Here is a 25,747-nt window from a genome sequence, read left to right on the forward strand (position 1 = left end):
TAACTGTAATCGGCATCCGCTGCGATCCCCATGTGCTATCATTCGCACCTTTGGAGCGCCTGCATTATGCAGGCGCGCTTATCAATTGCTGTCTGACTTCAGCGAAATAACAAGAACTTGTGGTGACAGATGACCAGTAGCTATCTGCATTTTCCGGATTTCGATCCGGTCATTTTCTCAATCGGACCCGTCGCGCTTCACTGGTACGGCTTAATGTATTTGGTGGGGTTTATTTTTGCGATGTGGCTGGCGACGCGCCGTGCTAATCGTCCGGGCAGTGGCTGGACCAAAAATGAAGTAGAAAATCTACTGTATGCGGGCTTCCTCGGGGTTTTCCTTGGAGGGCGTATTGGTTACGTACTGTTCTATAACTTCCCGTTATTCCTCGATAACCCGCTGTATCTGTTCCGCGTTTGGGACGGCGGGATGTCCTTCCACGGTGGGCTTATTGGTGTGATCCTGGTGATGATTATCTTCGCCAAACGCACCAAGCGTTCGTTCTTCCAGGTTTCTGATTTCATTGCTCCGCTGATTCCGTTTGGTCTGGGGGCAGGGCGTTTGGGCAACTTTATCAACGGTGAGCTGTGGGGACGCGTTGATCCGAATTTCAAGTACGCCATGCTGTTCCCGGGCTCCCGTACCGAAGACATTTTACTGCTGCAAACTAACCCGCAATGGCAGTCTATTTTTGATACCTACGGCTCGCTGCCGCGCCATGCCTCACAGCTTTATGAGATGGCGCTGGAAGGCGTTGTGCTGTTTATCATTCTTAATCTGTACATTCGTAAACCGCGCCCGATGGGTTCGGTATCCGGTCTGTTCCTGATTGGTTATGGCGCGTTTCGTATTATCGTTGAATTCTTCCGCCAGCCGGATGCGCAGTTTACCGGCACCTGGGTACAGTACATCAGCATGGGACAGATCCTCTCAATCCCGATGATTGTCGCAGGCATTATTATGATGGTTTGGGCGTACCGCCGCAGCCCACAGCAACACGTTTCCTGAGGAACCATGAAACAGTATTTAGAACTGATGCAAAAAGTGCTGGATGAAGGCACACAGAAAAACGACCGTACCGGAACCGGAACGCTTTCCATTTTTGGTCATCAGATGCGTTTTAATCTGCAGGAAGGGTTCCCGCTGGTTACGACTAAACGCTGCCATTTACGCTCGATCATTCATGAACTGCTGTGGTTTTTGCAGGGCGACACCAACGTTGCCTACCTGCATGAAAACAACGTCTCAATCTGGGACGAATGGGCGGATGAAAACGGTAATCTGGGCCCGGTTTATGGCAAACAGTGGCGTGCGTGGCCTACGCCAGACGGTCGCCATATTGACCAGATCACCACGGTGTTAAACCAGCTCAAAAATGACCCGGACTCTCGCCGAATTATCGTTTCTGCATGGAACGTCGGTGAGCTGGATAAAATGGCGCTAGCGCCGTGCCACGCGTTCTTCCAGTTTTACGTGGCGGATGGCAAGCTCTCCTGCCAGCTGTATCAGCGTTCGTGCGATGTGTTCCTCGGTTTGCCGTTTAACATTGCCAGCTACGCCTTGCTGGTACACATGATGGCGCAGCAGTGCGATCTGGAAGTGGGTGATTTTGTCTGGACCGGTGGCGACACGCACCTGTACAGCAACCATATGGATCAAACGCATCTGCAGCTTAGCCGCGAACCGCGCGCGCTGCCGAAGCTGGTCATCAAACGTAAGCCTAAATCTATCTTTGACTATCGCTTCGAAGATTTCGAAATTGAAGGCTACGATCCGCATCCTGGTATTAAAGCGCCAGTGGCTATCTAATCGGCTTCATGCTGTCACAACCGACGCCCGTGTGCGTCGGTTTTTTTTGTCTCAAATCGCGTTCTTCGGCGTGGGTTCCTGAAATATTGCAACGACCTGCAACGCGACAAATATTCCTCGTAGCTCGCCGTAGAAACCGAATTTCCCGCTCGTTATTCATTTTCCTCACGCCATACTGGCAACATGAAAAAACAACACGGCTACACGCTTCTCGAAACCCTGATTGCGATGCTGATCGTCGCGGCGCTTGGCGCCTCGGGGCTGTATGGTTGGCAGCGCTGGCAGCGCTGGCAGCAGCAACAGCGGCTATGGCAAACCGCCATTCAGGTGCGAGATTACCTGCTGCAACTGCGTGAAGATGCTAACTGGCGTAACCGCGATCACGTCATCAGCGTGATTCGGGATGGCACATCCTGGTGTTTTGTCAGCTCTGCTGCTGTGCAAACCACGTGTCTACCCGTTTCGCCCTTGGTTTTTACACCGCCCTGGGACGATGTCGAAATGGCAGAGATAACGCCTTCACTGGCCTTTTTTGGTCTGCGCAATACGGCATGGGCTGGACATATTCGCCTGAAAAATACGACAGGGGAATGGCGCGTGGTGGTGTCAGGCTGGGGGCGAATCAGGCTTTGCGAGAAAGATGAGGCCAGGTTATGTCCGTAAATGAACGGGGCTTTTCACTCCTTGAGGTGCTGATTGCTATGGCGATTAGCAGCGTTTTATTGCTTAGCTCAGCGCGATTTTTACCCGCGCTGCAGCGAGAGATCCTGCGCAACACGCGCCAGTTAGCGCTTGAAGATGAAATATGGCAGCGGGTATACACCGTGGCGAAGCATCTTCAGCGGGCAGGGTACTGCCGCGGAAACTGTGTCGGAGAAGGGCTGGAGATATCGGCTAAGGGCGACTGTGTCATTGCGCGCTGGGATGCCAATAGCAACGGCATTTGGGAGAGCAGTCCCGCGAAAGAGGCCGATACGATTGGATTTCGTTTACAGGACAAGGTACTGGAGACCCTGCGGGGAGTAACGGACTGCAATGGAAAAGGGTGGGAGAAAATGACCGATCCAGCCACGATACAGATTGAGGCATTTCAGGTCGAACGTCTGAATATCAGCGGATATTCCCCGCTCCTTACGCTGCGTTTGCGCGGAGTGAACAATGCCGAACCACAAAAGGTTATTGAAGCAGTCTACAGCGTGACAGGATTCAACCTGTGAACCGTGAGCGGGGCGTTTCATCTTTAGCGATGGTCTTGTTGCTACTGGTGCTCGGTAGCCTTCTGCTGCAAGGCGTTAGCAGGCAGGAGTCCCGTTTTGCTTCGCGAGTGGTCACGCAAAGTCAGGCTCTGCAGCGCCAGGCGGTGGTGCAATCCGCGATGGAATGGGGGCGTATGCAGCCCTGGCGCTTACAACTCGCCGTACAGTGTCGGCGTTATACCACGCAGGATGCCGCGGTTTGCCTGCGACTGCTTACTAATAATTTCGTGCTGCTAATAGTCCATTATGAAGGGGTATCGTTATGGCGGCAGGGGGCGATTATTGATGACAATATCGAATATTCGGTGCATGGCTGGAGCGATTTTTGTCCGCTAAAGGAGCAGGCGCTATGTCAGATCCCCTGAACAGACAGCGTGGCTTTAGCCTGCCGGAAGTGATGCTGGCAATGGTGCTGATGATCATGATTGTGACCGCGCTGTCAGGATACCAGCGGGCGCTGATGAACAGCTTTATCATCAGAAACCAGTATCAGCAACTCTGGCGTCACGCCTGGCAGCAAACCCAGATGTATCAGTTTTCATCGCCTTTGAACTGGCAGGTTAACCGAATGCAGACAACGAGCGCGGGATGTGTCAGCATCAACGTTAAAATTTCTTCACCCTTGGGCAGGCAAGGTCAGATGACGCGTCTGCATTGCCCGAATCGTCAGTAGTCAGGAGTCGCTATGTTAAGGGTCTACCACTCCAATCGTCTGGATGTGCTGGAAGCGTTAATGGAATTTATCGTTGAGCGCGAGCGGCTGGACGACCCCTTTGAACCTGAGATGATCCTGGTTCAAAGTACCGGTATGGCGCAGTGGCTACAAATGACCCTTGCACAGAAGTTTAGTATTGCCGCCAACATCGATTTTCCGCTGCCCGCGAGTTTTATCTGGGATATGTTTGTGCGCGTGCTGCCGGATATCCCGAAAGAGAGCGCGTTCAGCAAACAGAGCATGAGCTGGAAGTTGATGACGCTGTTGCCGCAATTGCTGGATGGCGATGACTTCGCATTGCTGCGCCACTATCTGACGGACGACACCGATAAACGTAAGCTTTTTCAGCTTTCCTCGCGCGCGGCTGACCTCTTCGACCAGTATTTAGTCTATCGACCTGAGTGGTTGACCCAGTGGGAAGCCGGGCGACTGGTTGAGGGACTCGGCGAATCTCAGGCCTGGCAGGCGCCGTTGTGGAAAGCGCTGGTGGAACACACCGAGGAATTGGGCCAACCGCGCTGGCATCGCGCCAATTTATACCAACGATTTATTCAGACTCTGGAAAGTGCGTCCGAGTGCCCGCAGGGACTGCCTTCTCGCGTCTTTATTTGCGGCATTTCAGCGCTGCCGCCGGTTTATTTGCAGGCATTGCAGGCGCTGGGCAAGCACATTGATATTCATCTGCTGTTTACCAACCCTTGTCGCTACTACTGGGGAGATATAAAAGATCCCGCCTGGCTGGCGAAGCTGATGGCGCGTCAGCGTCGGCACAGCTTTGAAGAACGCCATCTGCCGCTGTTTCGCGATAGTCAGAAAGCCGAAGGATTGTTTAACAGCGATGGTGAACAGGATGTGGGCAACCCGATGCTGGCCTCGTGGGGCAAACTGGGGCGCGATTACATTTATCTGCTTTCAGAACTGGAAAATAGTCAGGAACTGGATGCGTTTGTCGATATTACGCCTGACAATCTTTTGCATAATATTCAATCGGATATTCTGGAACTTGAAAGCCATGCCGTGGCGGGCGTTACGCTGGAAGAGTATTCGCGTAGCGACAATAAACGACGGCTTGAGCTGAACGACACCAGCGTGACTTTCCATGTTTGTCATAGCCCACAGCGCGAGGTAGAAATTCTTCATGACCGCCTGCTGGCAATGCTGGAAGCGGATCCCACGCTGACGCCGCGCGATATTATTGTGATGGTGGCGGATATCGACAGCTACAGCCCATTTATTCAGTCGGTCTTTGGCAGCGCGCCAGCTGAGCGTTACTTACCATATGCGATTTCCGACCGTCGGGCGCGCCAGTCTCATCCCGTCTTACAGGCCTTTATTAGCCTGCTGTCGCTGCCGGATAGCCGTTTTGTCTCAGAGGATGTGCTGGCATTACTGGATGTGCCCGTGCTGGCGGCGCGTTTCAATATCGATGAAGAAGGGCTGCGCTATCTTCGTTTATGGGTCAATGAATCCGGGATTCGCTGGGGAATTGACGACGATAACGTGCGTGAACTGGAACTTCCGCCTACAGGTCAGCATACCTGGCAATTTGGTTTAACGCGCATGCTGCTCGGCTACGCGATGGAAAGCGCGCAGGGCGAGTGGCAATCGGTATTGCCATACGATGAGCCCAACGGTTTGATTGCCGAGCTGGTAGGGCATCTGGCCTCGTTGCTGATGCAGCTCAATCTCTGGCGTAGAGGGTTAGCGCAGGAACGGCCGCTGGAAGAGTGGCTGCCCGTTTGTCGGGACATGCTTAATGATTTCTTCCTGCCGGATGCAGATACCGAAGCGGCGATGACGCTGATTGAACAGCAGTGGCAGGCCATTATCACTGAAGGTCTGGGGGCTGAGTATGGTGATGCCATACCGCTCTCTCTATTGCGTGATGAGCTGGCCCAGCGTCTTGACCAGGAGCGCATTAGCCAGCGCTTCCTGGCGGGGCCAGTTAACATTTGTACGCTGATGCCGATGCGCTCTATTCCTTTCAAGGTGGTGTGCCTGCTGGGTATGAACGATGGCGTTTATCCGCGTCAGCTTGCACCGTTGGGCTTTGATTTGATGAGTCAAAAACCGATGAGGGGCGATCGCAGCCGTCGCGATGATGACCGCTACCTGTTTCTTGAAGCATTGATTTCGGCACAGCAAACGCTCTACATCAGCTACATTGGCCGCTCCATTCAGGACAACAGCGAGCGCTTCCCGTCGGTACTGGTGCAGGAACTGATGGACTACATCGGGCAAAGCCACTATCTGCCGGGCGATGAATCGTTGACCTGCGATCAAAGCGAGGCCCGGGTAAAAGCACACATTACTCGTTTGCATACCCGTATGCCCTTTGATGCACAAAACTATCTGCCGGGTGAACAGCAAAGCTATGCCCGGGAATGGCTGCCTGCGGCGAGCCTGTCAGGAAAAGCGCACACGGATTTTGTCCAGACGCTTCCCTTTGAGATGCCTGAAACGCTGACGCTGGAAACGTTGCAGCGATTTTGGGCTCATCCGGTAAGGGCTTTTTTCCAGATGCGGCTGAGGGTCAACTTCCGCTCTGAAGAAAGTGAGATCCCGGAAACGGAACCGTTCACTCTTGAAGGATTAACCCGCTATCAGCTTAATCAGCAATTGCTTAACACGCTGGTTGAAGAGAAGGATGCTGAACAACTGTTTCGCCGTTTTCGTGCGGCGGGCACGCTTCCCTATGGGCCATTTGGCGAAATTCTGTGGGATACGCAGCGTCAGGAGATGCAGTCGCTGGCTGAACGCATTATCGCCTGTCGTCAGCCCTGCCAGAGTATGGAAATCGATCTTAACTGTAACGGCGTGCAAATCACCGGTTGGCTGCCACAGGTGCAAGAGGACGGTTTGTTGCGCTGGCGCCCATCTTTGATAAGCATTGCGCAGGGTGTGCAACTTTGGCTGGAACATCTTGTCTATTGTGCCAGTGGCGGTACGGGAGAGAGCCGGTTGTTCCTGCGTAAAGACGGGGAATGGCGTTTTCCGCCACTGGATGCAGAGCAGGCGCTGCTGTACCTGTCGCAGCTCGTTGAGGGGTATCGGGAAGGCATGTCGTCACCATTGCTGGTATTGCCCGAAAGCGGCGGCGCCTGGATAAAAACCTGTTATGACGCCGTAAATGATGCCATGTTAGATGACGATGCAACGTTGCAAAAAGCGCGCAGTAAGTTTCTGCAGGCCTATGAAGGCAACATGATGGTACGGGGTGAAGGTGATGATATCTGGTATCAGCGTCTTTGGCGTCAGCTGGATGCGGCTACGCTGGAGACCATTGTTTTACAGTCTCAGCGCTACCTGTTACCAATTTTTCGCTTTAATCAGTCATGATGATTGTATAAAAATTGCGCGGTTCGATGGCTTCCACTATGATGCGCATTCTGTCACGGACTGATTCTTACAAAGAGAGGATGCTGGCTCGTTCAGCACATAGTCTTGCCCTGTTCAGACCACGTATTTATGCGTGCTTTGCTGTGAACAGGTGAATACGTTAATGATGAGGTTTGTGAATGCCCCGCAGCACCTGGTTCAGCGCATTACTGTTGTTCGTCGCCCTTTGGGTTCCCGTAAGTCAGGCAGATACCGGTTGGCAGCCTTTAGCTGAAACCATCCGTAAAAGCGATAAAGACACCCGCCAGTATCAGGCCGTGCGCCTTGATAACGGCATGGTCGTGTTGCTGGTATCTGATCCTCAGGCCGTGAAATCCCTTTCTGCACTGGTGGTTCCCGTGGGCTCGCTGGAAGATCCGGACGAGCATCAGGGGCTGGCGCATTATCTCGAACATATGTGTCTGATGGGTTCGAAAAAATACCCGCAGCCGGACAGTCTGGCTGAATTCCTGAAAATGCACGGCGGCAGCCACAATGCCAGCACCGCGCCTTACCGTACGGCCTTCTATCTTGAAGTCGAAAACGACGCGTTGGTGGGGGCGGTGGATCGCCTGGCGGACGCTATTGCCGATCCGTTGCTGGATAAAAAATATGCCGATCGTGAGCGTAACGCGGTTAACTCCGAGCTGACGCTGGCGCGTACCCGAGACGGGATGCGTATGGCGCAGGTGAGTGCTGAGACCATCAATCCGGCGCACCCTGGCTCGCGTTTCTCCGGCGGAAATCTCGAGACATTAAGCGATAAACCGGGAAACCCGGTGGTGCAGGCATTACAAAAATTTCATGAAAAGTACTACTCCGCGAACCTGATGAAGGCGGTGATTTATAGCAATAAGCCGCTGCCAGAGCTGGCGCGGATAGCTGCTGACACCTTTGGACGCGTACCGAACAGAAATATCGTAAAGCCTGAAATTACCGTACCGGTAGTCACCGACGCGCAAAAGGGCGTCATCATCCACTATGTTCCGGCAATGCCGCGTAAAGTACTGCGCGTCGAGTTTCGTATCGATAACAACAGCGCGCAGTTCCGCAGTAAAACCGATGAGCTGGTGACCTATCTGATTGGTAATCGTAGCCCTGGCACGTTGTCTGACTGGCTGCAAAAGCAGGGACTGGTTGAAGGTATTCGTGCGGATTCCGATCCGGTGGTCAATGGGAACAGCGGCGTGTTAGCCATTTCCGCGACGTTAACCGACAAAGGGCTGGCGAACCGCGATGAAGTTGTTGCGGCAATTTTCAGTTATCTCAATCTGTTACGCGATAAAGGCGTCGATAAACGCTATTTTGACGAACTGGCGCACGTACTGGATCTCGATTTCCGTTATCCCTCCATCACCCGTGATATGGACTACGTGGAATGGCTGGCTGATACCATGATCCGCGTTCCTGTCGAACATACGCTGGATGCGGTGAATATTGCCGACCAGTACGATGTGAAAGCCGTTGAGCAACGCCTGGCAATGATGACGCCACAGAATGCGCGTATCTGGTATATCAGTGCGAAAGAACCGCATAATAAAACCGCTTATTTTGTCGATGCGCCTTACCAGGTGGATAAAATCAGCGACAAAACCTTTGCCGACTGGCAGCAAAAAGCGCAGGGCATTGCGCTGTCGTTACCGGAGTTGAACCCCTACATTCCGGATGATTTCACGCTGATTAAAACGGATAAAAAATACGCTCACCCGGAACTGATCGTTGATGAGCCGGATCTACGCGTGGTGTATGCGCCGAGCCAGTATTTTGCCAGTGAGCCGAAGGCTGACGTCAGCGTGATCCTGCGTAACCCGAAGGCCATGGACAGCGCTCGCAACCAGGTATTATTCGCACTTAACGATTACCTGGCGGGGATTGCGCTCGATCAGTTAAGCAACCAGGCGTCGGTAGGTGGAATTGGTTTCTCTACCAACGCTAACAATGGGTTGATGCTTAACGCCAACGGCTACACCCAACGTCTGCCGCAGCTTTTTCAGGCTCTGCTGAGCGGCTATTTCAGCTACACCTCAACGGATGAACAGCTGGAACAGGCGAAATCCTGGTATGTCCAGATGATGGATTCTGCAGAGAAGGGTAAAGCCTACGATCAGGCAATTATGCCAGTGCAAATGCTTTCTCAGGTGCCGTACTTCTCACGCGATGAGCGCCGTAAGCTACTGCCTTCCATCACCCTGAAAGAGGTGATGGCGTACCGCGACGCCTTAAAAACCGGTGCGCGGCCTGAATTCCTGGTAATAGGTAATATGAGCGCCGCTCAGGCGACGACCATGGCGCGGGATATCCAACAACAGCTTGGCGCTAACGGGTCACAGTGGTGTCGCAATAAAGATGTGGTTGTGGACAAGAAGCAGTCCGTCATCTTTGAAAAAGCAGGCAGTAGCACGGACTCCGCGCTGGCGGCGGTATTTGTGCCAACCGGATACGATGAATACGCCAGTTCAGCCTACAGCGCCATGTTAGGGCAGATTGTTCAGCCGTGGTTCTACAATCAACTGCGTACTGAAGAGCAGTTAGGCTACGCTGTATTTGCTTTCCCGATGAGTATCGGCCGTCAGTGGGGAATGGGGTTCCTGCTGCAAAGCAATGATAAGCAGCCGTCTTATCTTTGGGAGCGTTATAAAGCGTTCTTCCCGACGGCGGAAGCGAAGCTGCGGGCGATGAAACCTGAAGAGTTTGCGCAAATTCAGCAGGCGATTATTGCGCAAATGCTGCAGGCGCCGCAAACGCTGGGGGAAGAAGCCTCACAGTTAAGCAAAGATTTTGATCGCGGCAATATGCGCTTCGATTCACGTGATAAAATAGTGGCTCAGATTAAACTGCTGACGCCGCAAAAACTTGCCGACTTCTTCCATCAGGCGGTGGTTGAGCCGCAAGGCATGGCGATACTGTCACAGGTTTCCGGCAGTCAGAACGGGAAAGCAGAATATGTGCACCCGGAAGGCTGGAAAGTGTGGCAGACCGTCAGCGCGTTGCAGCAAACCTTACCCCTGATGAGTGATAAGAATGAATGATGCCGCTGAGTCCCTTGATCCACTGCGCTTGCCCCTGACGGGCGAGCGCCTGATTGAAGCCTCTGCGGGCACCGGTAAAACCTTTACCATCGCCGCCCTGTATTTACGTTTACTGCTTGGACTGGGCGGCTCTGCCGCCTTTCCTCGTCCTCTGACCGTTGAAGAACTGCTCGTGGTCACCTTCACCGAGGCGGCCACCGAAGAGTTGCGTGGTCGAATTCGTAGCAACATTCATGAACTGCGAATTGCCTGCCTGCGTGAAACAACCGACAACCCGCTATATGCCCGTTTGTTAGATGAAATCGCCGATAAAAAACAGGCCGCTCAGTGGCTGCTATTGGCTGAAAGACAGATGGATGAAGCGGCAGTGTTTACCATCCACGGCTTTTGTCAGCGTATGCTCAGTCTCAACGCCTTTGAATCAGGCATGCTGTTCGAACAGCAACTGATAGAAGATGAATCGCTGCTGCGCTATCAGGCCTGTGCGGACTTCTGGCGTCGGCACTGCTATCCGCTACCCCGCGACATTGCGCAGGTGATTTTTGAAACGTGGAAAGGACCGCAGGCTCTGCTGAGAGACATCGATCGCTATCTGCAGGGGGAAGCGCCGGTCATCAAGGCTCCGCCGTCTGATGACGAAACGCTGGCTTCCCGGCACGAACAAATTCTCACGCGCATTAACCAGATCAAGCAGCAATGGCGTGAATCCGTTGATGAGCTGGATGGCCTGCTGGAAGCCTCCGGGATTGACCGGCGTAAATTTAATCGTGGTAACCAGGGCAAGTGGATCGAAAAGATCAGCGCATGGGCGCAAGAAGAAACCCAAAGTTATCAGCTTCCTGACGCGCTGGAGAAATTCTCACAGCGTTTTCTGGAAGAGCGCACTAAAGCGGGCGGAATACCCCCTCAGCACCCGCTGTTTGTCGCTATTGATGAACTGCTTAGCGAACCGTTAACTCTCCGCGATCTGGTGATCACCCGGGCGCTGGCGGAGATCCGTTCAGCGGTTGCCGAGGAGAAACGACGCCGCGGTGAGCTAGGCTTTGACGATATGCTCAGCCGTCTGGATGCGGCGTTGCGCAGTGAAAGCGGCGATGCGCTGGCGACGGCTATCCGTACCCGTTTTTCGGTCGCGATGATCGATGAATTTCAGGATACCGATCCGCAGCAGTACCGTATTTTTCGCCGGATCTGGCAGCATCAGCCGGATACCGCACTGCTGCTGATTGGCGACCCAAAACAGGCGATTTACGCGTTTCGCGGCGCGGATATCTTCACCTATATGAAGGCGCGCAGCGAGGTCAGCGCACACTATACGCTCGATACCAACTGGCGTTCGGCCCCCGGCATGGTCAATAGCGTAAATACGCTTTTCAGCCAGATGAATGACGCCTTTATGTTCCGCGAAATCCCCTTTAGCCCGGTAAAATTTGCAGAAAAAAACCAGTCGTTTCGGTTTGTTTTACACGGTGAGACACAGCCAGCCATGAGCATGTGGCTGATGGAAGGGGAAAGCTGCGGCGTAGGCGATTACCAGAACTACATGGCCCTGGTGTGCGCCACGCAAATTCGCGACTGGCTTAAGGCCGGGCAGTCTGGCGCTGCGCAACTGGTCAGTGGTAAAACATCCAGTCCGGTACGCGCGTCGGATATCAGCGTACTGGTTCGTAGCCGCCAGGAGGCGGCACTGGTCCGTGATGCGCTGACGCAGCTGGCAATTCCCTCCGTCTACCTTTCCAACCGTGACAGCGTATTTGAAACGCTGGAAGCGCGGGAGTTGCTGTGGGTGCTGCAGGCGGTGATGACGCCGGAACGTGAGAACACGCTGCGTAGCGCGCTGGCGACCTCAATGATGGGGCTGAATGCGCAGGATCTTGAAGCCTTAAATAACGACGAAAATGCCTGGGATGCGGTGGTCGAAGAGTTTGATGGCTATCGTCAGATCTGGCATAAACGCGGCGTGATGCCGATGCTGCGCGCGCTGATGACAACCCGCCAGATTGCGGAAAACCTGCTGGCGACGGCGGGGGGCGAACGCCGCCTGACCGATATTTTACATATCAGCGAACTGTTGCAGGAAGCAGGCTCGCAGCTGGAAAGCGAGCATGCGCTGGTGCGCTGGCTGTCCCAGCATATTCTTGAACCCGACAGCAACGCGTCCAGCCAGCAGCTCAGGCTGGAAAGCGACAAGCATCTGGTCAAAATCGTCACTATCCATAAATCTAAAGGGCTGGAGTATCCGCTGGTCTGGCTGCCGTTTATCACGAATTTCCGCGTCCAGGATCAGGCTTTCTACCACGATCGCAGCTCTTTTGAAGCCGTGCTGGATCTCAGCGATGCCGAGGAGAGCGTTGAGCTGGCTGAAGCGGAACGTCTGGCGGAAGACCTGCGTTTGCTCTATGTCGCGCTAACCCGTTCGGTATGGCACTGCAGCCTTGGCGTGGCGCCGTTGGTGCGACGTCGGGGCGATAAAAAAGGGGATACCGATGTACATCACAGCGCCCTTGGTCGCCTGTTGCAAAAAGGTGAGCCGATGGATGCCGCGGGTCTGCGTAGTGCGATTGAAGCGCTGTGTAGCGACGATATTGCCTGCCAGACGCCTGCGCAGCCTGACGGTGAACCCTGGCAAGTTGCGCAGGCTGTTAGCTGCGAACTGAGTGCGAAAATACTGCAGCGTACGCCCGGCGATAGCTGGCGCGTGACCAGTTATTCCGGTCTGCAACAGCGTGGGCATGGAATCGCGCAGGATCTGATCCCGCGACTGGATATTGATGCCGCAGGCGTTGGTGAGGTTATTGAAGAGTCAGGGCTTACACCGCATCAGTTCCCGCGCGGCGCTTCGCCAGGTACATTCTTGCATAGCCTGTTTGAAGATCTCGACTTTACTCAACCGGTAGATCCGCGTTGGGTCGAGGAAAAACTGGCGTTGGGCGGTTATGACGCGCACTGGACGCCGGTTTTGACCGAATGGCTGGATGCCATTTTGCAGGCGCCTCTCAACGAGACGGGCGTGAGTTTGAGCCATCTTTCCGCGGGTGAAAAACAGGTGGAGATGGAGTTTTACCTGCCGATTTCGCAGCCGCTGATGGCCAGCCAACTTGATGCGTTAATTCGCCAATACGATCCGCTCTCCGCGGGGTGCCCTGCGTTGGAATTTATGCAGGTACGCGGCATGCTGAAAGGATTTATTGACCTGGTTTTCCGCCACCAGGGGCGTTATTACCTTCTCGATTACAAATCGAACTGGCTGGGGGAAGACAGCTCAGCGTATACGCAGCAGGCGATGGCCTCTGCCATGCAGGCGCATCGCTACGACCTGCAGTATCAACTTTATACCCTGGCGCTGCATCGCTACTTGCGCCATCGCATTGCTGATTACGATTATGAACGCCATTTTGGCGGTGTTATCTATCTCTTCTTGCGTGGCATTGACAGTGAAAATCCGCAACAGGGAATTTACGCGACCCGACCTGACGGGGAGTTAATCGCCTTGATGGACGAGATGTTTGTCGGTGCGCCACTGGAGGAGATGTCATGACAATCCAGAAACGATTACTGGAAGCTGTGGAGCAAAAACAGCTCCGGCCTCTGGATGCCCAGTTTGCGCTGGCGGTTGCCGGAAATGACAACCCTGCCGTTGCGCTGGCGGCGGCGTTGCTCAGTCGTGAAGCAGGAGAAGGGCACGTCTGCTTACCACTTTCGCGGTTATCCCTGAGCGAGGATGCCCATCCCCTTTTAAGCGCCTGGCTCGCTGAAGTGGGGGAGCCAGAAGACTGGACGGAATGTCTGCTGGCCTCCGGGGCGGTAAGCCGTGGTGAGCAACCCACGCCGCTGGTGCTGCACGGCGATCGCTTGTATCTGAACCGGATGTGGCATAACGAACGGGCGGTGGCTCGCTTTTTCAGTGAAGTTAACCACGCCATTGAGGTGGATGAACAACGGCTTACCCACACGCTTGCGGCGTTGTTTCCACCAGCGGAAGGTGTTAACTGGCAAAAAGTGGCCGCTGCGGTGGCGTTGACCCGTCGTATATCGGTGATCTCCGGCGGGCCGGGGACCGGAAAAACGACAACAGTTGCGAGGCTTTTGGCGGCGTTGATTCAGATGGCGGAGGGGGAACGCTGCCGTATTCGCCTGGCGGCTCCTACTGGAAAGGCGGCAGCGCGCCTGACTGCCTCGCTGGGCGCAGCGCTACGAGAACTGCCGTTAACCGAAGAGCAAAAGAAACGCATTCCCGATGACGCCAGTACGTTGCATCGATTATTAGGCGCTCAGCCAGGCAGTCAGCGCCTGCGCCATCATGCGGGAAACCCGCTGCATCTGGATGTGCTGGTGGTGGATGAAGCCTCGATGATTGATTTGCCGATGATGTCGCGCCTTATCGATGCGCTGCCGCCGCACGGGCGGGTGATTTTTCTTGGCGATCGTGACCAGCTCGCTTCCGTCGAAGCGGGGGCGGTGCTGGGGGATATCTGTGCTTTCGTCGGTGACGGGTTTACCCCGGAACGCGCCCGCCAGCTCAGTCGTCTGACCGGAAGCGCTATTCCGGCAGGTCTGGGAACTCAGGCCGCCGCTTTGCGCGACAGTTTGTGTCTGCTGCAAAAGAGTTACCGTTTCGGTAGCGATTCCGGAATCGGTCAGTTGGCTGCTGCGATTAATCGTGGTGACAAAGCCGCGCTCAAAACGGTCTTCCAGCAGGGGTTTAGCGACATCGAAAAACGCACGCTACATAGCAGCGAAGATTACGCCGCGATGTTGGATGAGGCGCTGGCGGGTTATGGGCACTATCTGGATTTACTGCGCGAGGGCGCTGAGCCGGATGCCGTCATTCAGGCCTTCAATGAGTATCAGCTGTTGTGTGCCCTGCGTGAAGGTCCGTTTGGCGTGGGTGGTTTGAATGAACGCCTTGAGCAGGTGATGGCGCAAAAACGTAAAATTCATCGTTCAACGCATAGCCGCTGGTATGAGGGAAGGCCGGTGATGATCGCGCGCAATGACAGTTCGCTGGGATTATTTAACGGTGATATCGGCATTGCCCTCGATCGTGGACAGGGCCTGAGGGTGTGGTTTGCGCTGCCGGACGGTTCTATCAAATCAGTCCAGCCCAGTCGCTTACCTGAACATGAAACCACCTGGGCGATGACCGTGCACAAATCGCAGGGATCTGAGTTTGACCATGCGGCGTTGATTTTACCTAGCCAGCATTCACCCGTGGTTACCCGCGAGCTGGTCTATACCGCCGTCACCCGCGCGCGCCGGCGTCTGTCACTGTATGCCGATGAGCGGATATTAAGTAACGCCATTGCCACCCGCACCGAACGTCGCAGCGGATTGTCGGCGTTGTTTAATCAATAAAATTCGTTGCCGGATAAGGCATTTATACCGCATCCGGCAACGACCACTACCCCAAATCCGCCATCAGCACCTTTGACCGCCGCTGATAGTTGTACATCTCTTTCTTGCTTTCCGGCAGCAGGTCGATATCCACCGGCGTGAAACCACGTTCCTGGAACCAGTGGATGCTGCGCGTGGTCAGCACGAACAGTTTGCTCAGTCCCATTTGCCGGGCCTGCGCGGCGATCCGCTCCAGCAATACTTCCCCGCGCGATGAGCTACGGTAGTCCGGATGCACCGCCACGCACGCCATTTCGCCAATTCTCTCCTCCGGGAAAGGGTACAGAGCGGCGCAGGCGATGGTCAGGTTATCGCGCTGAATAATCGTGAATTTGTCGATCTCCATTTCCAGTTGTTCGCGGGAGCGACGTACCAGAATGCCTTGCTGCTCCAGCGGGCGGATCAGCTCCAGAATCCCGCCGATATCGTTAATGGTAGCGCGGCGGATCTGCTCGGCGCTTTCCATTACGATCTGCGTACCAATCCCGTCACGGGAGAACAGTTCCTGCAGCAATGCGCCATCTTCCTGATAGCTGATCAGATGGCAGCGCCGTACCCCACTGCGACAGGCTTTCACTGCCCCGCGCAGGAAGCGCACTGTGCCGGAGCTGTAATCGCCTTTCTCTTCCTGCAACTCAACGCGCGCCTGGGCTTCGTTAGGAAACAGCTCGGAAATAATATCGTCATCATCGTTGGTGACGCCCTGAGAGGAGCAAAAGCCGATCATTTTCTCTGCCTTCAGTTTGATAGCCAACTGCGTGGCGACCTCTTCTGAAGTCAGGTTAAAGCTCTCTCCGGTGACGGAAACGGCGACCGGGCCCATCAGCACAATCGCGCCACTGTCTAACTGGCGGTGAATGGCATCTTCATCAATACGACGAATACGTCCGCTATGGCAGTAATCCACGCCGTCATCAACGCCCAGCGGCTGGGAGATAATAAAATTACCGCTGACCACATTGATGTGCGCCCCCTGCAATGGCGTATTATTCAGGCTCATTGACAGGCGGGCGGTAATATCAAGCTGAAGTAACCCTGCCGCCTGTTTGACCAGCTCCAGGGTTTTAGCGTCGGTAACGCGCGTATTCTTGTGGTACACCGGTTCATGATGATGTGCCGCAAGATTGGCATCAATCTGCGGTCGTGCGCCATAGACCACGACAAGGCGGATGCCGAGACTATGAAGAAGGCCAATGTCATTGACGATACTGGAAAAGTTTTCATGCTCGATGGCTTCGCCGCCCAGCATAATGACAAACGTCTTTCCCCGATGGGTATTGATATAGGGAACAGAATGGCGGAATCCCTGTACCAGTTCGGTTCTACGCTCCTTCACCACGGCACACCCTCATTGCATGATTATTCGTAATTTATGTATTTTTATTCTGTTTTAACGCTGTGCGCAAGCGTAATTTTTACCCATGCCGAAGATTTTTCTCAGTAATGCCGTGAATATAAAAAGAATGTTTACCCTTTTATAGATGACAGATTATGCGTCATTCGCTAAAGTTTCCGGTCAATTCAGACGTTTTACGTATTACCTCAATAAAGATTTCTTTTTGCTCGGGAGAAGCATGTCGGGATCCAATTCAGCAATCAGTCGCCGCCGTTTACTGAAAGGTGCGGGTGCTATGTGGCTTTTGAGCGTCAGCCAGGTTGGTCTGGCTGCCATGAGTCAGGTCGTTGCCGTACGTGTCTGGCCAGCGTCCAGCTATACCCGCGTCACGGTAGAATCTAACCGTCTGCTGAAATACAAACAGTTTGCCCTGAGTAATCCTGAGCGTGTGGTTGTGGATATTGAAGGCGTTAATTTGAACTCGGTGCTCAAGGGCATGGGTGCGCAGATCCGTCCTGACGATCCGTATATTAAATCGGCGCGCGTCGGGCAGTTTGACCCACAGACCGTGCGGATGGTGTTCGAGCTGAAACAGAATGTGAAGCCGCAACTTTTTGCGCTGGCTCCGGTGGCCGGCTTTAAAGAACGTCTGGTGATGGATCTCTATCCCGCGAATGCCCAGGATGTTCAGGATCCGCTGCTGGCGTTGCTGGAAGAATACAACAAGGGCGATCTGGACAAACAGGTGCCGCCTGCGCAAAGTGGCCCGCAGCCGGGTAAAGCGGGGCGCGATCGTCCCATTGTCATTATGCTCGACCCAGGACATGGCGGAGAGGACTCCGGTGCGGTGGGGAAATACAAGACGCGTGAAAAAGATGTGGTGCTGCAGATTGCCCGACGCCTGCGAGCCCTCATAGAGAAAGAGGGCAACATGAAGGTCTTTATGACGCGAAATGAAGATATCTTCATTCCGCTTAAAGTCCGCGTGGCGAAAGCGCAGAAGCAGCGTGCAGACTTGTTTGTCTCTATTCACGCCGATGCATTTACCAGTCGACAGCCCAGAGGTTCGTCGGTGTTTGCACTCTCGACCAAAGGGGCGACCAGCACCGCCGCGAAATATCTGGCGCAAACTCAGAACGCCTCGGATTTGATTGGCGGCGTCAGCAAGAGCGGCGATCGCTACGTCGACCATACCATGTTCGATATGGTGCAATCGCTGACCATCGCCGACAGCCTGAAGTTTGGTAAAGCGGTATTGAATAAGCTCGGTAAAGTCAACAATCTGCATAAGAACCAGGTTGAACAAGCCGGGTTTGCGGTACTTAAAGCGCCGGATATTCCGTCTATTCTGGTGGAAACCGCATTTATCAGTAACGTTGAGGAAGAGCGCAAGCTCAAAACTGCGACCTTCCAGCAGGAAGTTGCAGAGTCGATTCTGGCGGGGATCAAAGCCTACTTTGCCGATGGCGCGACGCTGGCGAGAAGGGGATAACAAAAAAGCGCTGAAAAGCGCTTTTTTTATGGACCGCAGATACAAAAAAACACCCTTTAGGGTGTTTATAATGTTGGTTGCGGGGGCCGGATTTGAACCGACGACCTTCGGGTTATGAGCCCGACGAGCTACCAGGCTGCTCCACCCCGCGTCACCGTACTGCTTTTATTTCATCAAATTTTAATTGGTTGCGGGGGCCAGATTTGAACTGACGACCTTCGGGTTATGAGCCCGACGAGCTACCAAGCTGCTCCACCCCGCGTCCGTGGATGCGCACTATACTCTGCTCGCATTTTCATGCAACCCTTTTTTCACCTTGATCACGTTTTTAAGGTGAAAATGAACAAAAACAACGCATTCTGGATTGTTTTTTGCTCAAAATTTGCGTTCGGGTATGTATACGCATTTCATTAGGTTCGGGGGTTTGTTATCTTCGTCTCGCATTCAGGCAACATAAGACGAGAACAATGAAAGGACGTTGGGCAAAATATCTTCTTGCGGGAGCAGTCGTCGCGATGCTCGCCGCGTGTTCCTCAAAACCCACCGATCGTGGGCAGCAGTATAAAGACGGGAAATTTACCCAGCCTTTCTCACTGGTGAACCAGCCTGATGCGGTTGGCGCACCAATCAATGCCGGTGATTTCGCCGAGCAGGTTAATCAAATTCGCAGCGCTTCGCCACGTTTGTACGGCAACCAGAGCAACGTTTACAACGCTATCCAGCAGTGGTTACGTGCGGGCGGTGATACGCGCAGTATGCGCCAGTTTGGTATTGATGCCTGGCAAATGGAAGGGGCGGACAACTACGGTAACGTCCAGTTTACCGGTTACTACACGCCGGTTATCCAGGCGCGCCATACGCGCCAGGGCGAGTTTCAGTATCCTATCTATCGCATGCCGCCAAAACGTGGGCGCTTACCAAGCCGTGCCGAGATCTACGCGGGCGCGCTGAGCGACAACTACATTCTGGCGTACAGCAACTCCCTAATGGATAACTTCATTATGGATGTGCAGGGTAGTGGTTACATCGATTTTGGCGATGGCAGTCCGCTTAACTTCTTTAGCTATTCCGGGAAAAACGGCCACGCCTATCGCAGCATCGGTAAGGTGCTTATCGACCGTGGCGAAGTGAAAAAAGAAGATATGTCGATGCAGGCTATTCGCCATTGGGGTGAAACGCACAGCGAAGCCGAAGTGCGTGAGCTGTTGGAGCAGAACCCATCGTTTGTCTTCTTTAAACCGCAATCTTTTGCACCGGTCAAAGGGGCGAGCGCGGTACCGTTGATTGGCCGCGCATCTGTGGCTTCTGATCGCAGTATCATTCCGGCGGGCACAACATTGCTGGCGGAAGTCCCGTTACTGGACAATAACGGCAAGTTTACCGGCCAGTACGAACTGCGCCTGATGGTGGCGTTAGATGTGGGTGGCGCTATTAAAGGGCAACACTTCGATATCTATCAGGGCATTGGTGCTGACGCCGGACACCGTGCGGGGTGGTATAATCACTACGGTCGCGTGTGGGTACTGAAAACAGCGCCGGGTACGGGTAACGTGTTCAGCGGTTAATAGCCGGATGGCGCTCGATATTAATGAATTTGAGGTGTTATGTCTGTGGTTATCAGTGATGCCTGGCGCCAGCGTTTTGGCGGTACGGCGCGTCTGTATGGCGAAAATGCGCTGCAGTTGTTTGCCCAATCGCACGTTTGTGTGGTCGGGATTGGCGGGGTAGGGTCGTGGGCGGCGGAAGCGCTGGCGCGTACCGGTATTGGCGCCATCACGCTCATCGATATGGATGATGTGTGCGTCACCAATACTAACCGCCAGATCCATGCTCTGCGCGATAACGTCGGCCTGGCAAAAGCTGAAGTGATGGCTGAACGTATCCGCCAGATTAACCCGGAGTGCCGGGTGAACGTGGTCGATGATTTTGTCACGCCGGATAATGTTGCTGAGTATATGAGTGCGGGTTATTCGTATGTCATTGATGCGATTGATAGCGTGCGCCCAAAAGCGGCACTGATCGCCTGGTGTCGGCGTAACAAAATTCCGCTGGTGACCACCGGTGGTGCGGGAGGGCAGATCGACCCGACGCAGATACAGGTCGTTGATTTGGCAAAAACTATCCAGGATCCGCTGGCAGCCAAGCTACGCGAGCGGCTGAAAAGCGATTTTGGCGTGGTGAAAAACAGCAAAGGCAAGCTGGGCGTGGACTGTGTGTTCTCGACCGAAGCGCTGGTTTACCCGCAGGCAGATGGCTCGGTATGTGCGATGAAAGCGACGGCGGAAGGGCCGAAGCGAATGGATTGCGCATCCGGTTTTGGCGCGGCCACTATGGTGACCGCCACCTTTGGCTTTGTTGCCGTCTCACACGCGCTGAAGAAGATGATGGCGAAAGCGTCGCGCCAGAGTTGAGTGTGTTGTGCCGGATAAGGCGCGTTCGCGTCGCCATCCGGCAACCATCAAACCTGTCGGGCAGCCTCAAGAATCGCCTCGTTCAGAGCATGCAGCCCCTGGGTACGCGAGGCGCTGAGCTGCGCGCGTAAACCTAGCTCGTCAAATAATGCCATAGGCGAATGCGCCAGTAACTCGGCTGCGGTTTTACCTTCAACCGCCGTGAGTAATACCGCCAACAGCCCGCGTACAATGCGACCTTCGCTGTCGCCGAAGAAATGCAAAGTACCATTCTCATGAAGGGTATGCCCCAGCCAAACGCGGTTTTCGCAGCCCGCGATCTCTTTGGCCTGTGCCTTTAGCGAATCAGGAAGCGCTGGCAACTGCTTACCCAGCAGAATCAGCTGGCGATATTTATCTTCCCACTGGGTGAGCGGGGTAAAGGTATTGCGTAACGTCTCTTCCGTTACGGTTGTGCCAAACGGGTGTCCGGCGAACAGAGGGCTTGTCATTAATCCACCAATATTTCCAGCGCGCGGTCAACGGCTGCGACCAACGCATCTACATCACTTTGCGTATTATAAGGTGCAAATGAGGCGCGTAGTGTCCCGGATACGCCCAGTTCTGCCAGCAGCGGTTGCGCACAGTGTTGTCCTGCACGCAGTGCAATGCCATATTCGGCCAACAACGTCACCATGTCGCTGTGATGAACGCCTGCGAAATCAAAGGCTAACAGACTGGAGTCCTGGCAGCGGAAGGAGCGAAAGCCGGGGCGTTTCGCCAGCGCATCTTCTGCCAACGTCGCCAGACCCCGGCTCCAGTTTTCGGCCTGCACCACGTCAACGTCCGCCAGCCATTCGAGCGCCGCGCTTAGTCCGATAACGCCAGCAACGTTAGGCGTACCGGCCTCCAGCTTCCATGGAGCAGCCTGGGTGGTGAAACCGTCAAAACTGACTTCGCTAATCATTTTACCGCCACCGAGCCAGGGAGACATGGCATCCAGCAGTTCCGGTTTACCGTACAGCACGCCAATGCCGGTGGGGCCATACACCTTGTGGCCCGAGAACGCATAGAAATCAATGTCTAATTGCTGTACGTCGGCAGGGAAATGGACAATCCCCTGGGCGCCATCCACCATCACCACCATGCCAGCCGCATGGGCGAGCGTAATGGCGCGGGCCAGATCCGGGCAACCGCCGGTAACGTTCGACATCTGCCCAAGCGCCAGAATGCGGCTGCGTGGAGTGATGAGTTGCGCGAGGCTTTCAACGTCTGGCAATAAATGGGCGTTAAGCGGCAGCCTGACGACCTTCGCCCCCGTTTGCTCCGCCACCATCAGCCAGGGCACGAGGTTGGCATGATGTTCTGCTGCGCTAACGATAATCTCATCACCCGGTTGTAAGCGCGGTCGCGCATAGCTTTGGGCAACCATGTTGATCGCTTCCGTCGTACCGCGGGTCCAGACGATTGTTTTATCATCCGGCGCATTAATCAGGCTTGCGACTTTTTCCCGCGCGGCTTCATAGCGTGCGGTCAGGCGCTGTGCTTCGGCAAACTGGCTGCGATGGACGTTCCCGGCGCTCAGGCTATAAAACTGATGGGTGGCCTCAATCACTGCCTGCGGCTTCAGTGCTGTAGCAGCGCTGTCGAGATAGACGCCAGCATCGTTGAGTGCGGGAAATTGCGCGCGAAACTGCGCGGGGTTAAAAGCGTTCATGGTATTCCTCAGTTCAGTAAACCGATCGTGGCGCAAAAAGGGCGCTGATACAAGGGGTGTGCTAACCATCGGAATACTCTGGATATCCTGGCAAAGTCCACGCAGTGTCTTATGCTATATACCGTTAGGCGAGCAATTTAGCCTGTTACGGAGTGTGTTTTTAATAGCATAAATCGCTTTAAGGAGAAAAAGATGAAAAAGACTGCCGCAATTATCTCTGCTTGTATGCTGACTTTTGCCCTGAGCGCCTGTTCTGGTTCGAATTACGTGATGCACACCAATGATGGTCGATCAATCGTATCTGATGGTAAGCCACAGACCGATAATGAAACGGGGATGATTTCGTATAAAGACGCTAACGGCAACAAACAGCAGATTAACCGTACCGATGTGAAAGAGATGGTAGAACTGGATAACTAACCGGTCGTCCATCGACTAAGAGTCGGACAAAAAAAAGCACCGCAATTTGGCGGTGCTACATTAATCACTATGGACAGACAGGGTAAATGTACAGGAAGTGAAAAAGGGTAGCTTTGCTACCATGGTCTGAATCGCAGACCAATTGCAAACACAACAACACAACATCACAACCGTAAGCCAAAAGCCCACCAGAACACGCATTCCGATAAAACTTTTCGTTCCGGCTTCAGGAAGTGCCGCCACTATAGGTATTTGCTGGTAGAACCTCAACGGACAATTTATAATGGCTCAGATAAAAAAAACTAATAGGTTACAACCTGTTGGTTAATTGTTAAATTCATTTAACATCAAAGCCTAAAAGTCATGTCAAAACGATTACCACCCCTAAATGCGTTGCGTGTTTTTGATGCTGCAGCGCGTCATTTGAGCTTTACTCGCGCAGCAGAAGAGCTTTTTGTGACGCAGGCCGCAGTAAGTCATCAAATCAAGTCACTTGAGGATTTCCTGGGGCTGAAGCTGTTTCGTCGACGCAATCGATCTTTGCTGTTAACGGAAGAAGGCCAAAGCTACTTTCTCGACATCAAAGAGATTTTTTCGCAATTAACCGACGCGACGCGTAAACTTCAGGCACGCAGTGCAAAAGGTGCGCTCACTGTGAGTTTATTGCCCAGTTTTGCAATCCAATGGATGGTTCCCAGACTCTCTAGCTTTAACTCAGCTTATCCGGGAATCGATGTCAGGATCCAGGCGGTGGACCGTCAGGAAGACAAACTGGCTGACGATGTTGATGTGGCGATTTTCTACGGACGTGGCAACTGGCCGGGTCTGCGCGTTGAAAAATTGTACGCAGAATATTTATTGCCGGTCTGCTCGCCGCTATTACTCACCGGTGATAAACCGCTAAAGACGCCCGAAGATCTGGCGAAACACACATTATTGCACGATGCGTCACGCCGTGACTGGCAAGCCTATACGCGCCAGCTTGGCCTGAATCATATCAACGTACAGCAGGGACCCATCTTCAGCCATAGCGCCATGGTGCTCCAGGCTGCTATCCATGGACAGGGAATTGCGTTGGCTAATAACGTCATGGCGCAATCCGAAATAGAAGCCGGACGTCTGGTCTGTCCGTTTAATGATGTTCTGGTCAGCAAAAACGCATTTTATCTGGTTTGTCATGACAGTCAGGCAGAACTGGGTAAAATAGCCGCCTTCCGTCAGTGGATTCTGGCGAAAGCGGCCACGGAACAAGAAAAATTCCGCTTTCGTTATGAACAATAATTTACGTAGGGTATTCACATGACCAGCCGTTTTATGCTGATTTTTGCCGCCGTAAGTGGCTTTATCTTTGTGGCGTTGGGCGCCTTTGGGGCACATGTTCTGAGTAAAACCCTCGGTGTCGTTGAGATGGGGTGGATCCAGACAGGCCTCGAGTATCAGGCGTTCCATACGCTGGCTATATTTGGCCTGGCCGTCGCCATGCAGCGGCGCATTAGCATTTGGTTTTACTGGAGTAGCGTGTTTTTGGCATTAGGAACGGTGCTGTTTAGCGGCAGCCTGTATTGCCTCGCGCTCTCGCATTTACGCCTGTGGGCGTTTGTTACCCCCGTCGGCGGTTTCAGCTTCCTTGTGGGCTGGGCGCTGATGTTAGTGGGCGCTATTCGATTGAAACGTAAGGGCGTTAGCCATGAATAAGGTTGTATTGTTGTGTCGCCCAGGTTTTGAAAAAGAGTGCGCCGCAGAAATTACGGATAAAGCAGGACGCCGGGAAATCTTCGGTTTTGCCCGCGTGAAAGACAATGCGGGTTACGTCATCTTCGAATGCTATCAGCAGGACGATGCCGAAAAGTTAGTGAAAGAGTTACCGTTTAGCTCGCTGATTTTTGCCCGTCAAATGTTTGTGGTGGGCGAACTGCTGCAATATTTACCGCCGGAAGACCGCATTACGCCGATTGTCGGCATGTTGCAGGGCGTGGTAGAGAAAGGCGGCGATCTGCGCGTTGAAGTTGCTGATACCAATGAAAGCAAAGAGTTGGTTAAATTTTGCCGTAAATTTACCGTACCACTGCGCGCGGCGCTGCGGGAAGCGGGCGTGCTGGCAAAATATGAAACGCCAAAACGTCCGGTGGTTCATGTGTTCTTTATCGCACCAGGCTGTTGCTATACCGGCTATTCCTGGCCCGACAATAACTCCCCGTTCTACATGGGCATTCCGCGTCTGAAGTTCCCGGCCGATGCGCCGAGCCGTTCAACACTGAAGCTGGAAGAAGCGCTGCACGTGTTTATTCCTGCCGATGAGTGGGATGAACGTCTGGCTAACGGAATGTATGCGGTGGATTTAGGGGCATGCCCGGGCGGTTGGACCTATCAACTGGTTAAACGCAACATGTGGGTTTACTCCGTGGATAATGGTCCGATGGCGCAAAGTCTGATGGATACCGGACAAGTTACCTGGCTGCGCGAAGACGGATTTAAGTACCGGCCAAATCGCAATAACATTTCGTGGATGGTTTGCGACATGGTGGAAAAGCCCGCGAAGGTTGCCGCCCTGATGGCGCAGTGGCTGGTCAACGGCTGGTGTCGTGAGACTATTTTCAACCTCAAGCTGCCGATGAAAAAACGCTACGAAGAGGTGTCGCAAAACCTGGCTTATATTCAGGCACAGCTTGACGAGCATGGCGTAAATGCCCAGATTCAGGCGCGTCAGCTGTATCATGACCGTGAAGAAGTCACCGTGCACGTCCGTCGCCTGTGGGCTGCTGTTGGTGGCCGTCGCGACGAGCGATAAGGTAAAATTGCAGGCCGGATGAAGGC

20 protein-coding genes and 2 tRNA genes are annotated in these 25,747 nt (G+C 53.8%); 17 read left to right on the plus strand and 5 right to left on the minus strand.

Annotation, left to right across the window (positions count from 1 at the left end; genetic code table 11):
• Positions 1-129: 129 nt before the first annotated feature.
• The 10 genes from lgt to recD all read left to right on the plus strand — a co-directional run bounded on the left by lgt (position 130) and on the right by recD (position 15,539).
• Positions 130-1,005 carry a prolipoprotein diacylglyceryl transferase gene (gene lgt, locus HV345_RS04865; RefSeq protein ID WP_003825606.1) on the plus strand — a complete coding sequence of 292 codons (876 nt, stop codon included), beginning with the start codon at positions 130-132 and terminating at the stop codon, positions 1,003-1,005.
• Positions 1,006-1,011: 6 nt separating this feature from the next.
• A complete protein-coding gene (thyA, locus tag HV345_RS04870; protein WP_103928555.1) occupies positions 1,012-1,806 on the plus strand; it encodes a thymidylate synthase in 795 nt (264 codons plus the stop codon).
• 183 nt (positions 1,807-1,989) lie between these two features.
• Entirely contained in the window at positions 1,990-2,469 is a 480-nt protein-coding gene (locus HV345_RS04875) for a prepilin peptidase-dependent protein (protein WP_181636322.1), read from the plus strand.
• Positions 2,460-3,023, plus strand: a complete 564-nt coding sequence (locus HV345_RS04880; protein ID WP_016154273.1) for a prepilin peptidase-dependent protein — start codon at positions 2,460-2,462, stop codon at positions 3,021-3,023. The genes HV345_RS04875 and HV345_RS04880 overlap by 10 nt, the downstream gene beginning before the upstream one ends.
• Positions 3,020-3,427 (plus strand): DUF2509 family protein, encoded by a 408-nt coding sequence (locus HV345_RS04885; RefSeq protein ID WP_016154272.1) that lies wholly within the window; start codon positions 3,020-3,022, stop codon positions 3,425-3,427. The genes HV345_RS04880 and HV345_RS04885 overlap by 4 nt, the downstream gene beginning before the upstream one ends.
• Entirely contained in the window at positions 3,412-3,735 is a 324-nt protein-coding gene (locus HV345_RS04890; RefSeq protein ID WP_181636323.1) for a prepilin-type N-terminal cleavage/methylation domain-containing protein, read from the plus strand. The genes HV345_RS04885 and HV345_RS04890 overlap by 16 nt, the downstream gene beginning before the upstream one ends.
• A gap of 12 nt (positions 3,736-3,747) precedes the next feature.
• Complete coding sequence (gene recC / locus HV345_RS04895; protein ID WP_181636324.1) at positions 3,748-7,116, plus strand: exodeoxyribonuclease V subunit gamma; 3,369 nt, start codon at positions 3,748-3,750, stop codon at positions 7,114-7,116.
• Positions 7,117-7,295: 179 nt separating this feature from the next.
• Positions 7,296-10,184, plus strand: coding sequence for a pitrilysin (gene ptrA / locus HV345_RS04900; RefSeq protein WP_181636325.1), 2,889 nt, complete (start codon positions 7,296-7,298; stop codon positions 10,182-10,184).
• Positions 10,177-13,722, plus strand: a complete 3,546-nt coding sequence (gene recB, locus HV345_RS04905) for an exodeoxyribonuclease V subunit beta (protein WP_181636326.1) — start codon at positions 10,177-10,179, stop codon at positions 13,720-13,722. Before ptrA ends, recB begins: the two co-directional genes overlap by 8 nt.
• Entirely contained in the window at positions 13,719-15,539 is a 1,821-nt protein-coding gene (recD, locus tag HV345_RS04910) for an exodeoxyribonuclease V subunit alpha (RefSeq protein ID WP_149381204.1), read from the plus strand. The genes recB and recD overlap by 4 nt, the downstream gene beginning before the upstream one ends.
• Before the next feature lie 46 nt (positions 15,540-15,585).
• Here recD and argA read toward each other — a convergent pair whose 3' ends face one another.
• Positions 15,586-16,917, minus strand: coding sequence for an amino-acid N-acetyltransferase (gene argA, locus HV345_RS04915; RefSeq protein ID WP_181636327.1), 1,332 nt, complete (start codon positions 16,915-16,917; stop codon positions 15,586-15,588).
• 235 nt (positions 16,918-17,152) lie between these two features.
• Here argA and amiC point away from each other — a divergent pair, with 235 nt between their 5' ends.
• Entirely contained in the window at positions 17,153-18,406 is a 1,254-nt protein-coding gene (gene amiC / locus HV345_RS04920) for an N-acetylmuramoyl-L-alanine amidase AmiC (RefSeq protein ID WP_016154266.1), read from the plus strand.
• A gap of 74 nt (positions 18,407-18,480) precedes the next feature.
• Here the strand turns inward: amiC and HV345_RS04925 are convergent.
• Positions 18,481-18,557, minus strand: a tRNA-Met gene (locus HV345_RS04925).
• Positions 18,558-18,591: 34 nt separating this feature from the next.
• A tRNA-Met gene (locus tag HV345_RS04930) sits at positions 18,592-18,668 on the minus strand.
• 205 nt (positions 18,669-18,873) lie between these two features.
• Here HV345_RS04930 and mltA point away from each other — a divergent pair.
• A complete protein-coding gene (mltA, locus tag HV345_RS04935) occupies positions 18,874-19,971 on the plus strand; it encodes a murein transglycosylase A (RefSeq protein ID WP_019077597.1) in 1,098 nt (365 codons plus the stop codon).
• Between the two features lie 39 nt (positions 19,972-20,010).
• Positions 20,011-20,817: a tRNA cyclic N6-threonylcarbamoyladenosine(37) synthase TcdA gene (gene tcdA, locus HV345_RS04940; RefSeq protein ID WP_103766717.1), complete on the plus strand. Its 807-nt coding sequence runs from the start codon at positions 20,011-20,013 to the stop codon at positions 20,815-20,817.
• 47 nt (positions 20,818-20,864) lie between these two features.
• Here tcdA and csdE read toward each other — a convergent pair whose 3' ends face one another.
• Positions 20,865-21,308, minus strand: coding sequence for a cysteine desulfurase sulfur acceptor subunit CsdE (gene csdE, locus HV345_RS04945; RefSeq protein WP_016154263.1), 444 nt, complete (start codon positions 21,306-21,308; stop codon positions 20,865-20,867).
• The gene (csdA, locus tag HV345_RS04950; RefSeq protein WP_181636328.1) at positions 21,308-22,513 is read right to left on the minus strand and encodes a cysteine desulfurase CsdA; all 1,206 of its coding nucleotides are present in this window, start codon (positions 22,511-22,513) and stop codon (positions 21,308-21,310) included. The genes csdE and csdA overlap by 1 nt, the downstream gene beginning before the upstream one ends.
• 192 nt (positions 22,514-22,705) lie before the next feature.
• Here csdA and HV345_RS04955 point away from each other — a divergent pair, with 192 nt between their 5' ends.
• From HV345_RS04955 to rlmM, 4 genes are all read left to right on the plus strand, one after another.
• A complete protein-coding gene (locus HV345_RS04955; protein WP_016154261.1) occupies positions 22,706-22,933 on the plus strand; it encodes a YgdI/YgdR family lipoprotein in 228 nt (75 codons plus the stop codon).
• Positions 22,934-23,296: 363 nt separating this feature from the next.
• On the plus strand, positions 23,297-24,214 hold the full coding sequence (gene gcvA / locus HV345_RS04960) for a glycine cleavage system transcriptional regulator GcvA (protein ID WP_016154260.1): 918 nt from the start codon (positions 23,297-23,299) through the stop codon (positions 24,212-24,214).
• Positions 24,215-24,232: 18 nt separating this feature from the next.
• Complete coding sequence (locus tag HV345_RS04965) at positions 24,233-24,628, plus strand: DUF423 domain-containing protein (protein ID WP_003034037.1); 396 nt, start codon at positions 24,233-24,235, stop codon at positions 24,626-24,628.
• Complete coding sequence (rlmM, locus tag HV345_RS04970) at positions 24,621-25,721, plus strand: 23S rRNA (cytidine(2498)-2'-O)-methyltransferase RlmM (protein WP_003034040.1); 1,101 nt, start codon at positions 24,621-24,623, stop codon at positions 25,719-25,721. Before HV345_RS04965 ends, rlmM begins: the two co-directional genes overlap by 8 nt.
• Positions 25,722-25,747 lie beyond the last annotated feature (26 nt).

This window comes from Citrobacter sp. RHBSTW-00986 (genome assembly GCF_013783065.1).
In the GTDB taxonomy this organism is placed as follows: Bacteria; Pseudomonadota; Gammaproteobacteria; order Enterobacterales; family Enterobacteriaceae; genus Citrobacter; species Citrobacter braakii.

What these genes read in the sequence shown, in the direction of transcription:
- thyA (WP_103928555.1), top strand. Translation starts at nt 1,012, where the DNA reads ATGAAACAGTATTTAGAACTGATGCAAAAAGTGCTGGATGAAGGCACA.
- amiC (WP_016154266.1), top strand. Translation starts at nt 17,153, where the DNA reads ATGTCGGGATCCAATTCAGCAATCAGTCGCCGCCGTTTACTGAAAGGT.
- recB (WP_181636326.1), top strand. Translation starts at nt 10,177, where the DNA reads ATGAATGATGCCGCTGAGTCCCTTGATCCACTGCGCTTGCCCCTGACG.
- lgt (WP_003825606.1), top strand. Translation starts at nt 130, where the DNA reads ATGACCAGTAGCTATCTGCATTTTCCGGATTTCGATCCGGTCATTTTC.
- HV345_RS04880 (WP_016154273.1), top strand. Translation starts at nt 2,460, where the DNA reads ATGTCCGTAAATGAACGGGGCTTTTCACTCCTTGAGGTGCTGATTGCT.
- ptrA (WP_181636325.1), top strand. Translation starts at nt 7,296, where the DNA reads ATGCCCCGCAGCACCTGGTTCAGCGCATTACTGTTGTTCGTCGCCCTT.
- rlmM (WP_003034040.1), top strand. Translation starts at nt 24,621, where the DNA reads ATGAATAAGGTTGTATTGTTGTGTCGCCCAGGTTTTGAAAAAGAGTGC.
- recC (WP_181636324.1), top strand. Translation starts at nt 3,748, where the DNA reads ATGTTAAGGGTCTACCACTCCAATCGTCTGGATGTGCTGGAAGCGTTA.
- mltA (WP_019077597.1), top strand. Translation starts at nt 18,874, where the DNA reads ATGAAAGGACGTTGGGCAAAATATCTTCTTGCGGGAGCAGTCGTCGCG.
- HV345_RS04955 (WP_016154261.1), top strand. Translation starts at nt 22,706, where the DNA reads ATGAAAAAGACTGCCGCAATTATCTCTGCTTGTATGCTGACTTTTGCC.
- csdE (WP_016154263.1), bottom strand. Translation starts at nt 21,308, where the DNA reads ATGACAAGCCCTCTGTTCGCCGGACACCCGTTTGGCACAACCGTAACG.
- gcvA (WP_016154260.1), top strand. Translation starts at nt 23,297, where the DNA reads ATGTCAAAACGATTACCACCCCTAAATGCGTTGCGTGTTTTTGATGCT.
- recD (WP_149381204.1), top strand. Translation starts at nt 13,719, where the DNA reads ATGACAATCCAGAAACGATTACTGGAAGCTGTGGAGCAAAAACAGCTC.
- csdA (WP_181636328.1), bottom strand. Translation starts at nt 22,513, where the DNA reads ATGAACGCTTTTAACCCCGCGCAGTTTCGCGCGCAATTTCCCGCACTC.
- tcdA (WP_103766717.1), top strand. Translation starts at nt 20,011, where the DNA reads ATGTCTGTGGTTATCAGTGATGCCTGGCGCCAGCGTTTTGGCGGTACG.
- HV345_RS04875 (WP_181636322.1), top strand. Translation starts at nt 1,990, where the DNA reads ATGAAAAAACAACACGGCTACACGCTTCTCGAAACCCTGATTGCGATG.
- HV345_RS04890 (WP_181636323.1), top strand. Translation starts at nt 3,412, where the DNA reads ATGTCAGATCCCCTGAACAGACAGCGTGGCTTTAGCCTGCCGGAAGTG.
- HV345_RS04965 (WP_003034037.1), top strand. Translation starts at nt 24,233, where the DNA reads ATGACCAGCCGTTTTATGCTGATTTTTGCCGCCGTAAGTGGCTTTATC.